Source organism: Candidatus Sulfotelmatobacter sp. (genome assembly GCA_035504415.1).
Classification (GTDB): domain Bacteria; phylum Vulcanimicrobiota; class Vulcanimicrobiia; order Vulcanimicrobiales; family Vulcanimicrobiaceae; genus Vulcanimicrobium.
In genome coordinates this window covers 76,901-89,477 of sequence record DATJRY010000007.1, presented here as the reverse complement: position 1 = coordinate 89,477, position 12,577 = coordinate 76,901, and the positions used below count along the sequence as shown (strand labels likewise).

Below are 12,577 nucleotides of genomic sequence, written 5' to 3'. Positions count from 1 at the left end.
TGGCGCCGGCGCGGGCGCACCGGGCGAACGCAACATGCCGCGCCGTCCCGATACGACAACGGGCGAACGCGTTCGCAACCCGCTGCCGTTCGCCTCGGGGCTAGGCGGAGGCGGGTTGCGCGGCGGCCCGCGCCAACAGCGCGCGCAGGCCGTCGTCGAGGACGCAATCGACGACCAGGTGGATGCGCGCATCCGGTCCGGGATTCCAGACCTGGTGCGGCTGCGTGACGTCGACGTACCAGGCTTCGCCCGGCCGCATGTGCAGCGGACGACCGCCCAGCAGAAACTCGACGCCGGGACCGGTGACGATCGGAACGTGCACCCTGACCTCGCCGAAGTCGGGGCCGATGTTGTAGTCGCGGTGCTCGCGAATGCGCGCCCCCGCGCCCAGCCGCAGCAGCCGCGCCGAGGTCAGCGGCGCGGCGAACGCGGCCAGCGCCGCCCGCAGCGCGGGCGCCTCGTCGAGCGCGGGCGTGTCGCGGAAGCCGCCGGCGCCGGCGGCCGGATCGGAGTAGAGCGAGACCGCGCCGCCGGTCGAGCGCAGCGCGATGCCGCTCCAATCACCCTCGTAGACGCCGGTGTTGAAGTGGCGCTCCCAGCGCTCCGCGCCGAACGCGCGCGCATCGGCCGCCAGCGCCTCGGGCGCGAAACGCAGCGGCAGCCGCAGCCGATCGGGCAGCGTCATCGGCGCGCGGCGGCGGGTCCGATGACGCCCAGCTCGGTGCCGACCTTCTCGAACGCGGCCAGCGCCCGGTCGAGCTCGGGACGGGTATGCGCGCTCGACATCTGCACGCGCACGCGCGCCGTCCCCTCCGGGACGACCGGGAAGCCGAAGCCCGTGACGAAGACGCCCTCCTGCAACAGCCGGTCGCTCATCGCGATCGCGAACGCGGTGTCGCCGACGATGATCGGCACGATCGCGCTGGGGCCGTCGAGCGGGGTGAAGCCGAGTCGGGTCAGGCCGGCGCGGAAGTAGCGCGTGTTCTCGCGCTGCCGTTCGACCAGCTCGGGCGAGCGTTCCAGCAGCTCGATCGCCGCCAGCGCGCTCGACGCCACCGTCGCCGGCAACGCGTTCGAGAACAGCTGCGTGCGGGAGCGCTGCACCAGCGTGTCGATCAGCGCACGCGAGCCGGCGACGAAGCCGCCCGCCGCGCCGCCCAGGGCTTTGCCGAGCGTGCCGGTGACGACGTCGACCTCTCCTTCGAGGCCGAAGTGCTCGATCGTCCCGCGGCCGCTCGCGCCCATGACGCCGGTGCCGTGCGAGTCGTCGACGATCGTCACCGCGCCGTAGCGTTTGGCCAGCGCGACGATCTCGGGCAGCTTCGCGATCGAGCCCTCCATCGAGAACACGCCGTCGGTGATGACGAACGCGGTCCCCTCGGCCGCCTGCAGTTGGCGCTCGAGGTCCGCCATGTCGCCGTGCTTGTAGCGCGTGCGCTTCGCGCCGGCCAGCCGGCAGCCGTCGATGATCGAGGCGTGGTTGAGCTCGTCGCTGATGATCGTGTTGCCGGCGGTGGCGATCGTCGGGATCAGCCCTTCGTTGGCGGTCCAGCACGAGACGTAGGAGAGCGCCGCCTCCGTGCGCACCAGGCGTGCGACCGCGTCTTCGAGCCGGCGGTGGACGTCGAAGGTGCCGCAGATGAAACGCACCGACGCGGTCCCGGCGCCGTACTGCCGCAAGCCCGCGATCCCGGCGGCGACGACGTCGGGATGATCCGCCAGGCCCAGGTAGTTGTTCGAGGAGAGGACGATGACGTCGCCGGCCTCTTCCATGTGGACTTCCGCCCCCATCGGGCCGGTGAGGTGGCGCAGGGTCTTATACGTTCCGGCGGCGCGCAGCGCGTCCAGGTCGGCGGTGAGGCGGGCTTCGAAGGCGGCGTTCATCAAGACTCCATGGAAATGTCAACTCAGGGCGCGTCCGGGCCGATGAGGTTGAGGTGGACACCACCTTCGGACTGCTGCACTGCACGCTCCTGGACCGCCGTTCGAGCATCCCGCTCGCCGGCGCCCGGGTGACCTGCATCTCGCGCGCCGAGCGGGTCTCCGTCCACACGACCGACGAGGAGGGCGTCTTCACCGCGCAGCTGCCGGAGGGTGTCTACGACCTGGTGATCTCGGCGCGGCACTACCTCTCGCTCTCGGTGCGCGGCATCGGCATCCTGGGCGGGTACCGGCAAGACATCCTGCGCGGCCTGATCCCCGGCGAGGGACAGACGCTCGAAGGCGAGCCCTCGACGGCCATCGCCGGCTACGTCCGCGACCGGGTCGGGCAGACGCTCGGCAACGTTTCGATCCACGTCAACTCGAGCGACGGCCGCACCGCCTACACGACCCGCACCGACAAGATCGGTGCCTTCGTGCTCAACGGCGTGCGACCGGGGATGTACGACCTGGTGGCGCGCGCCGGCGAGCGAACGCTGGCGCTCGAACACGTCCCGATCGCGCACGTGAAAGAGCTCGTGCGCGTCGACCTGCGCGTCCTGCAGACCTGAACGGTCAGCCCTCGAGCACGGCGATCAGCGGCTCCAGATAGGAGCGCAGCCGCTCGCCGCGGCCGATGCTGCTGCGATAGATCGGCCGGCGCACCTGCGTTTTGCTCGCGGTGCGGATCGGTCGCACGACCTCGTTGAAACGCAGCGAGGCCGCGTCCCACGGCAAGCCGGCGAACGCGACCAGCGCGCGGGCCGAACCCTCGAGATCCTCGACGATCGTCTCGTAGTCGATCTCGAAGAAGCGCTCGGGCGGCAGCACGGCGCGCCAATGTTCCATCAGCTGATCGTAACCGCGGTAGAACCGTCCCAGCTCGACCAGATCGTAGCTGAAATCTTGGCGCCCTTCGAACAACGTCGTGTAGCACGACAGACAGGTGTCGAGCGGCGCGCGCCGCACGTGCACGATGCGCGCGCCCGGCAGCATCGCGTGGATGACGCCGGCCCGCAAGAAGTTCGCCGGCAGCTTGTCGACGATGCGCTGCGCGTGCGGCGCCAACGGCCGGATCGTGTCCAGATAGGCGCGGGCGGCCGTGGCGAGCTCGCGCGGCTCGGGCATCGCCAACAGTCCGGCGATGGCGTTCGGCAGCGCCGTCAGCTCGCCGGCAGGATGCACCGCCGGGTGCGCGCCCAAGATCTGCTCGACCAGCGTCGTCCCCGAGCGTGGCATACCGACCACGAACATCGGCACCTCGGAGCGCTCGCGCGAGTGCTGGCTGGCGAGAAATGCCGGCGTGACGGTCGCCGCGATCTCGCGCATGACGCGCTCGTCGTTGGCCACGTCGTAGCGCAACGTCGAGCGCTTCATGCGGTTGCCTTCCGCGAAGTGGCCGAACGCGCGCTCTTCGTCGCCGAGCCGCAACGCGGAGCGCGCGATCGCGAAGTGCATGGCGAGCCGGTCGTCGTACGCGCGCAGGCGCGGCGAGGTCGCCAGCGCCCGCTCCATCGCGGCGATCTCCTCGTCACCGAGGACGACGGAGAGATCGGCCCGGCCGTACCAGGCCGCGGCGTTGTCCGGCTCGAGCGCGAGTGCTTGGTCGTATGCGACGGCCGCCTCCGCGATGCGGCCCAGCTCGACGAGAACGGCGCCCCGCTTGGCGGCCAGGCTGGCGGCTCGCGGCGCGAGCGCTTGCGCGTGCGCCAAGGTCGCCAACGCGTCTTCATGCCGGCCGAGGGACTGCTGGCAGACCGCCAGCAGCTCGAGCGGCACGTGTTCGCGTGGCGCGATCGCGACAGCCCGCTCGGCCACCGCGAGCGCGTCGGCGAAGCGCTCGACCTTGAGCAAGCTGCGCGCGTACGCGACGTTCGCGGTCACGTCGCCCGGGTGACGCGCGGCGACGTCGGCCAACAGCGCCACCGCACGATCGGGGCCGTGCAAGACGCCTTCGATCATCGCGACCAGCGAGGCCGCGGCGGGGAGGTTGTCGTCGAGCTCGAGCGCGCGCCGCGCGTGCGCCAACGCCCGCTCGTGGCGGCCGAGCGTCATCAGCAGCAGTGCCGCGCCGACGCGCGCTGCCGGCAGCGCGGGGTCGGCCTCGATCGCCGCCTCGTACGCCGCCGCCGCCTCTTCGAACGCGCCGGTCGCGGTCAAGAGCTGCGCCAATTGGGCCTGCAACGGCGCCTCGCCCGGCGCGATCGCGGCCGCGGTGCGGGCCGAGCCCAGCGCCTCGTCGAGGTTGCCGACCTGGCGGTAGAGGATGGCGCGGCGCGTGTGATGGCCGGCATGTGCCTGGGGCGAGCGGCAGGCTTGATCGACGCAGGCCAGCGCCGCGTCCGTCGCACCCAACGCGAACAGCGCGGCGCCGACGAGGTCGAGGGCGCGGGCCTCCTCGGGCCAGTCTGCCCGGATCGTCTCGGCTGCGCGAACCGCGGCCTCGCGATCACGCGCGGCCGCTCGCGCGTGAAAATCGGCCAAGGCCTCGGGCAAGGTCACGCAGACACCAATACCGCTACAGCCTGAGAACGATCTTGGCCGCCTCACCGCTGCGCATCAGGCCGAAGGCACGGTCGTAGTCCTCGAAGTCCAGCTCGTGGGTGATGATCGGCCCCAGATCGACCCGGCCGCTGGTCACCAGCGCCTGCGTCTGATACCAGGTCTCGAACATCTTGCGGCCGTTGATGCCGAGCACCGTCAGCCCTTTGAAGATGATGCGCTCGGCCAGGTTGATCTCGACGTCGTCGGACGGGATGCCCAGCAACGCGGCCACGCCGCCGTTGCGGACCATCGCCAAACCGTTGTCGATCGCCGAACCCGAGCCCGACATCTCGAGCAGCACGTCGACGCCGTCGCCGCCGGTACGCGCGACGATCTCCTCGACCAGGCCCGGCATCGTCGCCGAGAACGTCGCGTCGGCGCCGACGCGCTTGGCCAGCTCGAGCTTCTGCGGGTTGACGTCGATCGCGAAGACCTTCGCCGCGCCGGCGGCCCGCGCGACCGGAATCGCCATCAACCCGATCGAGCCGACGCCGGTGATGACGACCGACTTCACCGAGACGTCGGCCGCCATGACCGTGTGGACGGCGTTGCCGAGCGGATCGAAGACGGCCGCCCAACTGTCGGGGATCGACGGGTCGAGCTTCCACACGTTCGACTCCGGCATGCGGATGTAGTCCGCGAACGCGCCGTCGGTGTCGACGCCGATGATCTGCACGTGTTCGCAGATGTGGGCCTGACCGGTGCGGCAGAGCGAGCAGATCCCGCAGGCGAGGTGGCCTTCGGCCGAGACGCGGTCGCCGACCGCGAAGGCGGTCACCGCGCTGCCGACCGCCGCGACCGTGCCCATGAACTCGTGACCGATCGTCGTTCCCAGCTTGACCCGCCGCTTGGCCCAATGGTCCCAGCCGTAGATGTGCAGGTCGGTGCCGCACAAGCCGACCGTGCCGACGCGGATCAGGACGTCGGTCGGCCCGATCGCGGGGACGGGGACGTGCTCGAGGCTGAAGCCGGCGGCGGCGGTCGTCTTGCGCAGCGCGCGCATGGTCGCGGGGATCGCCGACGTCGCGCCCGGGCGCTCGGCAGTGGTCGGAACGGTCATCCCGCCGATCTTCGCGCCGCCCGCTCAGCGGCGCCTGCGGATCACCCGAAGCGGCCGGTGATGTAGTCCTCGGTGCGCTTTTCCTTGGGGTGGGTGAAGATCCGGCTGGTCGGCCCGACCTCGACGATCTCACCCAGGTGGAAGAACGCGGTGTCGTCGGAGATGCGTGCCGCTTGCTGCATCGAGTGCGTGACGATGACGACGGTATAGTGCTCCTTGAGCTCGCCGATCAGGTCTTCGATCTTGGAGGTCGCGATCGGGTCGAGCGCCGAGGCCGGCTCGTCCATCAGCAGCACTTCGGGGTTGAGCGCGATCGCGCGGGCGATGCACAGACGCTGCTGTTGACCGCCGGAAAGGTCGAGCGCCGAACGCTGCATGCGATCCTTCACCTCGTCCCACAACGCCGCGCCGCGCAGCGCGTGCTCGGCGATCTCCTGCAGCTTGGTGCGATTGCGCTCGCCGTGGATGCGCGGGCCGTAGATGACGTTCTCGAAAATCGTCTTGGGGAACGGGTTGGGGCGCTGGAAGACCATTCCGATGCGATGGCGGATGACGACCGGATCGGCGTCGGGGCCGTAGATGTCCTCGCCGTCGAGCAGGATCTGGCCTTCGACGCGGGCGCCGGGCGTGAGATCGTGCATGCGGTCGAGCGCGCGCAGGAAGGTCGATTTGCCGCAGCCGGACGGTCCGATCAGGGCGGTGACCTTCTGCGCCTTCATCGCCAGCGACGCGCTCTTGATGGCCCGGAAGTTGCCGTAGTAGACGTCCACGTCCGAGGCGACGAGCTTGTTGGTGGTCGCGGCAGCCGATTCGGTCATCTCGATCATTCCGCTCTCCCGGTGAATCGTTTGGTCAGCTGGCGCCCGACGATGCGCGCCGAGAGGTTGAACAAGAGCACCATGATCAGCAGCACGAGCGCGGAGCCGTTGCCGATGCGCGCGACATCGGGGACGATCGACTCGGAGTGTGAGTACCACAAGTGAACGGCGAGGGTTTCGGCGGGGCGCCACGGGCTCAGGCTGTACGGGTTGTTGTACGGCACGCTCAGCCCGGCGGTGAAGATCAAGGCCGCGGTCTCGCCGAAGATGCGGCCGGCGATCAAGACGACGCCGGTCGTCATGCGACCGATCGCGCTCGGCAAGACGACTCGCGTGATCGTCTGCCACTTCGTCCCGCCCATCCCCATCGACGCCTCGCGCAGCGTGTCGGGGACGCTCGAGAGCGCTTCCTGCGTGACGCGCATGAGCGCCGGCAGGTTCAAGAGCGTCAGCGTCAGCGCGCCGCCGAGCGCCGTGAAGTGCCACTTGAAGAGATAGACGAACACCAACAGGCCGAAGAGCCCCATCACGACCGATGGGATCGTCGCCAGCGACTCGGCACTGAACTGCACGACGCCGCGGAAGCGTCCGGGCTGCGAGTACTCCTGCAAGTAGATGCCGGCAGCGACGGCGATCGGCACGGTGAAGACCAGCGTGAGGATCAGGATGTAGAACGAGTTGTAGATCTCGGGCCCGATGCCGCCGCCGGCCGTGGTCTCTTGCGGCACGCCGAAGATGAACGAGGGCGTCAGCGCGCTCCACCCCAGATAGACCATGTAGATGATGAAAGCGGCCAGCATCACGATGATGCTCGATGCCATCACCCACAGCACGACCGTCGCGGTCATGTCGGCGATGCGCCGGTTGCGGACGCTGCCGGTCGCGGAGACGCTGCGCGGCGCGATCGTCGTGACGGCGGCCATCAGGTGCGCTTCCGCAGGGCCAGCCGTACGAACACGATCAACAGCATCGCGATCAGCAGCAGCAGGAACGCCATCGAGAACAGCGCGTGCTCGAGCAGCGTGCCCTCGGTGGCGCCGGGCATGTCGGTGACGATCTCGGTCGTCAGCGCGGCCGTCGGCGAGAAGATCCCCAGCGGCAGCTGCGTCGCGTTCCCGATCACCATCTGGATCGCCAGCGTCTCACCGATCGCGCGTGCGATGCCCAGGATCAGCGCGACCGCCAGACCGCTCGACGCGCTGGGCAGCAGCACGCGCACGATCGTCTGGAAGCGGGTCGCCCCCAGTGCGAGCGAGCCTTCCTTCAACGAACCCGGCAGCGAGCGAAACGCGTCCTCGCTCAGCGTGATGACGGTCGGCAAGATCATGATCGCGAGCACGATGCCCGCCGCCGCCAGCCCGAAGCCGCTCGGCGAGCTGGTGCGGGTGCGGATCAGCGGCACCAGCAGCGTGAGGCCCAGCCAGCCGTAGACGACCGACGGAATCCCGACCATCACTTCGATGGCGGGCTTGAGAACTTGGGTCATCCGCCGCGGCGCGATCTCGGAGAGAAACACGCCGACCGCGATGCCGAACGGGCCGCCGACCAAGATCGCGAACAGCGTGACCGTGATCGTGCCGACGATGAAGACGCCGGCACCGACCTGCTTGTTGTCCGGGTCGAACGAGGTCGTGAACAGGAACTTCCAGAGCGGGAACTTGTCGACGTAGAACGTCTTCGTCCCCTCCCACGCGAGGTACAGCAGGAGTGCCGCCATCGCGATGATGACGAAGCCGGCAGCGAGACGCAGGCCGATGACGGCGATGCGCTCGGTGCGATGCGAGCGGCGGGCTTGGACGGCGATCACGCGGCGACGTTGCTCCGGAAGAAAGACCGGAAGGGCGACTGCGCCGGCCGCCCTTCCGAAGCCTTCAGGTTGCGAAACCGATCAGCGGTCGGTTTCTTTGACCTTCATCGAGCCGATGAGGATGAATCCGTCCTTCTCGACGAGATCCTTCGAGCTCGCCACGAAATCGATGAACTTGGCGATCTCGCCGGTCGGCTCACCCTGGGTGAACATGTGCTCGTACGACCAGTCCGGGTACTTGCCGGAGCGAATGTTGTCGTCGGTCGGCGCCACGCCGTCGATCGACAGCTCGTTCAGCCCCGAGTTGCGCGTGCCGCTGAACGCGGCGTACGAGATGGCGCCCGGCGTCGTCTTGACGACGCTGACGACCGTTCCCGTCGCGTCCTCGACCAAACCGCTCTCGTTGACCGGCGTCGAGCCCATGATGGTCTTGGTGAAGACCGCGCGCGTCCCCGAGTTGCGCGGACGGTTGATGACGACGATCTTTTCGTCCGGACCGCCGAACTGCTTCCAGGTGGTGGCTTTGCCCGAGAAGATGGCCTGCAGCTGCGCCTTGCTCAGGTTCTTGATCTTGACGTCGGGGTTCGTCACGACGGCGAAGCCGATGACCGCGACGCGGTTGTCGTGCAGCTCGGGATGGCCGGGAGCCTGGATGTCCGAGTCGCCGATGTCGATCGCCTTGGCCGCGACCTGATTGATCCCCGTGCCGGAACCGCCGCCCGAAACGCTGATCTGCACGTCGGGATGCGCCTTCTGGTACGCCTCCGAGGCGTCTTTGACGAGCGGCAAGAGCGCCGTCGAACCGGCGATGGTGATGTTGGTCGCGGCGAACGCCGGCGCGGCGAGCGCGGCGGCCGAGCAACCAACGAGCAGTGCTGCGAGCGCAGCGTTCCGCTTCACGTGAATGAACCTCCGATGGCTAGGCATGAGGACGAGGGCCGACTGGCTTACGAGTGGCCCAGACGCATCGTCCCAAGCCCATCGTAAGCCGACCTTAAGGTAATATTAAGGCGCCTTAATGCTCGGCTCGGCTGCTCCGCCGGACGGTAAACGCATGGTGAAGGTCGCTCCGTGACCATAGATCGACTCGGCCGTCAGGGTTCCTCCGTGGGCCTCGACCAGGTTGCGGGCGATCGACAGTCCCAGGCCCGTCCCGCCCCGTTCGCGCGAACGCGAGCGGTCGACGACGTAGAAGCGCTCGAAGATGCGCGGCAGGTCCGCGTACGGGATCCCCGCGCCGGTATCGCGCACGATCAGCAGCGCGTGCTCGCCCGCGCGCGTGACTTCGACCGTGACCTTGCCCAGCGCGGGCGTATGGCGCAGTGCGTTGTCGACCAGGTTCATCGCGACTTGGATCAGGCGCCCGCGATCGGCCTCGACCTCGACGCGTTCGGGGGCGTCCAGGTCCAGCTCGACTTCGAGCGCGTCGGCACGCTGGGTGAAGGTGTTGAGCGCGCTGGTCGCGATCTCGCCCAAGTCGAAGCGCTCGCGCCGCAGCGGGACCGTTCCCGACTCCGAACGCGCCAGCTCGAGCAGATCTTCGACCAGCCGCACCATCCGCTCGACCTCGTCGGCGATCTGCGGCAAGAACAGCGCCCGCGCTTCGGCGTCGTCGTCGGCCAACAGGACCGTCTCGAGCATCAGCTTCATCGCCGAGAGCGGCGTGCGCAGCTCGTGCGAGACGTCGCTGATGAACTCGTGCCGCACGCGTTCGGCGGCGATCAGCGCGGTCCGGTCGGTCGCGATCGCCATCGCGCCGCCCTCGTACGGCTGCACGGTGACGGCGACGAACCGCTCGCGCGCGCCGCTGCCGAAGGCGACGTCGCGCGTGCGCGTCTCGCCGAGCAGCGCGGCGTGCAGCATGCGCTCGAGCAGCACCGAGGGGATGACCTCGATCAGCGCGCGGCCGACCGCGCGCTCGGGATCGACGCCGAACAGCTCGCCGGCGGCGGCGTTGAAAACGCGCACCCGCCCGCGCGGATCGGCCAGGAAGGCGGGAAACGGCAGCACCCGCACCAGGCGCACCGCGGGCTCACCGTCCTGTACGTCGTGCGCTTGCGGCGCGCGCTGCGGCTCGCTGCGGCGGCCCAGCGCGCGCCCCGCGAGGATGGTGACGGCGGCGCCGGCGAGCGCTCCGATCAGGCCGGCGACGACGTCGACGCCGATCACTCCTTGAACATGTAGCCGCGGCTGCGCACGGTGATGATGTGCCGCGGATTGTTGGGGTCGATCTCGATCTTCTCGCGCAGCCAGCGGATGTGGACGCTGATCGTCTGGTGCTCGCCCTCGAAGTCGTAGCCCCAGACCTTCTCGAGCAGCATCTGGCGGGTGACGATCCGGCCGCGGTTCTCCATCAGCACGTGCAGCAGCCGGAACTCTTTCGGCGCCAGCGCGACCTCGTGCTCGCGCACGACCAGCCGTTGCCGTGCCGGGTCAATGGTGATCGTGCCGGCGGTGATCGACTCGTCGCGCTCGTCGGCGTCGACCTCGACGCGGCGCAGCCGCGCCTTGATGCGCGCCATGATCTCGCCCAGCGAGAATGGCTTGGTGACGTAGTCGTCGGCGCCGAGCTCGAGCGCGAGGACCTTGTCGAACTCTTGGTCCTTCGCGGTGAGCATGATGATCGGCACGGTCGACGTCTTGCGGATCTCCTTGCAAGCCTCGATTCCGTCGAGCAGCGGGAGCATGATGTCGAGCACGACCAGGTCGGGGTGCTCGGACTGCGCCAACGCGATCGCGGTCCGGCCGTCGCCGGCAGTCGTCACCGCGTAGCCGTTCTTCTCGAGGTTGTAGCGCAGGGAATGGACGATCGCGGCCTCGTCGTCGACCAGGAGAATCTTCTTCCGCGGTGCCAGCAAGGCGGTCATGCGCGAGCCCCTTCGAGCGCCTCGACGGCGATGCGGACGCCAAAGGTCCGCTCGAACAAGTCGGCTCTCTCCATCGCTTTGCTCACTTCGCCCGCCACGTCGCCGTCGGCCTGCGCCGCGATGACGACCCGGCCGATCTGCTGGACGGCTGCGACTTCCGTCACCACGCCCAGATGCCGGACGTCCAGGGCGTCGGCGATCCGCAGCAGGGAGGCCAGCATCTCGACCCGGCGGCGGTCCGTCGGCGCGAGGGCCATGAACTCCGGGTGCGTCGGCTTGGGCATCGACTTGCGGTAATAGCGCGCGATCAACGCCACCAGCTGCAGCTCTTCGTCACGCCAGCCCTCGAGCGGCGTGTTGCGGATCAGGTAGGCGGCGTGCTTGTGATGCCCGCTCTCGGCGATGAAGCGTCCGATCCCGTGCAGCATCGCCGCGGCCCACAACAGGTCGCGGTCCGGTGGTGCCAACCCGTGCAGCGGCGCCAGCCGTTCGAACAGCTCGAGCGCCAGGCGCGCCACCAGCCGTTGATGGCCGCCCAAATGCTCGTAGCGCGAGGCCATCCGTTCGACCGCGGCCAGCCGGCGCGCGCGCGCGTCGCCGAGCCGGTCCGCCAGCTCGCGGTCGCGGCGCGCCAAGTCGACCACGACGCCGTCGCGCAGCGCGCGCTCGCAGACGATGAGCTCCTCGCGGCCCAGCAGCTGCAGAACGCCGATCAGCACCGCGTTGCCGGCGACGATGATGTCGGCGCGGCGCGGGTTCATCCCCGGCATGCGCCGCCGCTCGGCTTCGCTCATCGGCAGCATCAGCCGCTGCAGCGCCTCCAGACGCGAGCGCCGCAGCGTGTAGCCGTGAACGCGTTTGATCGCTAGGCCCCGCGCCGCCGCGTCGAGCGAGGCCAGCCCCATGATGGTGCCGGACGTCCCCAGCGCGAGATCGAGCTGGTAGTGCCGCACGCGCTCGGCGACCGGGCCGACGACGTCCGCGACGTACGCGTCCAATCGCTGCGCCGCGCGCAGCGGATCGCTGCGCCCGCGCAAGAACGCGTCGTACAGACGCAGGCTGCCGAGCTTGACCGAGTCGACCAGATACGGACGCTCGCCGTCGGCGACGACCAGCTCGGTCGAACCGCCGCCGATGTCGACGATGCACGCGACGCGGTCGTAGATCGGGAAGCCGCTGGCGACGCCCAAGTGAATGAGCCGCGCCTCCTCGTCGCCGTCGAGGATCTCCAGCGGAACGCCGGTGCGCGCCTCGACCAGCGCCCGGAACTCCTCGCCGTTCTCGGTCTCGCGCACGGCCGACGTCGCGACCGCGCGAATGCGCTCGGCACCGCGGACGTGCGCCGCTTCGACGAAGCGCGCGATCGCTTCGACCCCGCGCTCCATCGCCTTGCGCGAGAGCCGGCCGCTGACCAGCGCGTCGTCGCTGCCCAGCCGCACCATCTCGCGCGCTTTGTAGACCACGCGCGAGGTGTCGAACGCGGCGTCGAGCTCGACGACGATCAGGTGGATCGAGTTCGTGCCGACGTCGATGGCACCGAAGAGCATCGGAGCGCTCGAAA

The 12,577-nt window shown here is 69.4% G+C and carries 12 protein-coding genes; 1 reads left to right on the top strand and 11 read right to left on the bottom strand.

All coding sequences use genetic code 11. The features are described from left to right. Positions 1 to 100: 100 nt before the first annotated feature. Positions 101 to 685 carry an aspartyl/asparaginyl beta-hydroxylase domain-containing protein gene (locus tag VMD91_03625; protein HTW83145.1) on the bottom strand — a complete coding sequence of 195 codons (585 nt, stop codon included), beginning with the start codon at positions 683 to 685 and terminating at the stop codon, positions 101 to 103. After that, positions 682 to 1,884: a glycine C-acetyltransferase gene (locus VMD91_03620; GenBank protein HTW83144.1), complete on the bottom strand. Its 1,203-nt coding sequence runs from the start codon at positions 1,882 to 1,884 to the stop codon at positions 682 to 684. The genes VMD91_03625 and VMD91_03620 overlap by 4 nt, the downstream gene beginning before the upstream one ends. Positions 1,885 to 1,937: 53 nt before the next feature. On the opposite strand from VMD91_03620, the gene VMD91_03615 reads away from it, so the two are divergent. After that, the gene (locus VMD91_03615) at positions 1,938 to 2,492 is read left to right on the top strand and encodes a carboxypeptidase-like regulatory domain-containing protein (protein ID HTW83143.1); all 555 of its coding nucleotides are present in this window, start codon (positions 1,938 to 1,940) and stop codon (positions 2,490 to 2,492) included. 4 nt (positions 2,493 to 2,496) lie between these two features. On the opposite strand, the gene VMD91_03610 is transcribed toward VMD91_03615, so the two are convergent. From VMD91_03610 to VMD91_03570, 9 genes are all read right to left on the bottom strand, one after another. Further along, on the bottom strand, positions 2,497 to 4,422 hold the full coding sequence (locus VMD91_03610; protein HTW83142.1) for a sulfotransferase: 1,926 nt from the start codon (positions 4,420 to 4,422) through the stop codon (positions 2,497 to 2,499). 16 nt (positions 4,423 to 4,438) lie between these two features. After that, positions 4,439 to 5,524 (bottom strand): L-threonine 3-dehydrogenase, encoded by a 1,086-nt coding sequence (gene tdh / locus VMD91_03605; protein HTW83141.1) that lies wholly within the window; start codon positions 5,522 to 5,524, stop codon positions 4,439 to 4,441. A 41-nt stretch (positions 5,525 to 5,565) separates the two neighbouring features. Further along, the gene (gene pstB / locus VMD91_03600; GenBank protein ID HTW83140.1) at positions 5,566 to 6,342 is read right to left on the bottom strand and encodes a phosphate ABC transporter ATP-binding protein PstB; all 777 of its coding nucleotides are present in this window, start codon (positions 6,340 to 6,342) and stop codon (positions 5,566 to 5,568) included. A gap of 5 nt (positions 6,343 to 6,347) precedes the next feature. Further along, positions 6,348 to 7,265: a phosphate ABC transporter permease PstA gene (gene pstA, locus VMD91_03595; protein ID HTW83139.1), complete on the bottom strand. Its 918-nt coding sequence runs from the start codon at positions 7,263 to 7,265 to the stop codon at positions 6,348 to 6,350. Further along, positions 7,265 to 8,149: a phosphate ABC transporter permease subunit PstC gene (gene pstC, locus VMD91_03590; GenBank protein ID HTW83138.1), complete on the bottom strand. Its 885-nt coding sequence runs from the start codon at positions 8,147 to 8,149 to the stop codon at positions 7,265 to 7,267. The genes pstA and pstC overlap by 1 nt, the downstream gene beginning before the upstream one ends. 81 nt (positions 8,150 to 8,230) lie before the next feature. Beyond that, on the bottom strand, positions 8,231 to 9,049 hold the full coding sequence (locus VMD91_03585) for a phosphate ABC transporter substrate-binding protein (protein HTW83137.1): 819 nt from the start codon (positions 9,047 to 9,049) through the stop codon (positions 8,231 to 8,233). 105 nt (positions 9,050 to 9,154) lie between these two features. Next, positions 9,155 to 10,318, bottom strand: a complete 1,164-nt coding sequence (locus tag VMD91_03580; GenBank protein HTW83136.1) for an ATP-binding protein — start codon at positions 10,316 to 10,318, stop codon at positions 9,155 to 9,157. Next, on the bottom strand, positions 10,315 to 11,016 hold the full coding sequence (locus tag VMD91_03575; protein HTW83135.1) for a response regulator transcription factor: 702 nt from the start codon (positions 11,014 to 11,016) through the stop codon (positions 10,315 to 10,317). Before VMD91_03575 ends, VMD91_03580 begins: the two co-directional genes overlap by 4 nt. Beyond that, positions 11,013 to 12,563 (bottom strand): Ppx/GppA phosphatase family protein, encoded by a 1,551-nt coding sequence (locus tag VMD91_03570; protein HTW83134.1) that lies wholly within the window; start codon positions 12,561 to 12,563, stop codon positions 11,013 to 11,015. Before VMD91_03570 ends, VMD91_03575 begins: the two co-directional genes overlap by 4 nt. Positions 12,564 to 12,577 lie beyond the last annotated feature (14 nt).

Coding starts and splice junctions, on each gene's coding strand:
- tdh (HTW83141.1), bottom strand. CDS start 5,524: ATGACCGTTCCGACCACTGCCGAGCGCCCGGGCGCGACGTCGGCGATC.
- VMD91_03575 (HTW83135.1), bottom strand. CDS start 11,016: ATGACCGCCTTGCTGGCACCGCGGAAGAAGATTCTCCTGGTCGACGAC.
- VMD91_03570 (HTW83134.1), bottom strand. CDS start 12,563: ATGCTCTTCGGTGCCATCGACGTCGGCACGAACTCGATCCACCTGATC.
- VMD91_03625 (HTW83145.1), bottom strand. CDS start 685: ATGACGCTGCCCGATCGGCTGCGGCTGCCGCTGCGTTTCGCGCCCGAG.
- pstB (HTW83140.1), bottom strand. CDS start 6,342: ATGACCGAATCGGCTGCCGCGACCACCAACAAGCTCGTCGCCTCGGAC.
- pstA (HTW83139.1), bottom strand. CDS start 7,265: ATGGCCGCCGTCACGACGATCGCGCCGCGCAGCGTCTCCGCGACCGGC.
- VMD91_03620 (HTW83144.1), bottom strand. CDS start 1,884: ATGAACGCCGCCTTCGAAGCCCGCCTCACCGCCGACCTGGACGCGCTG.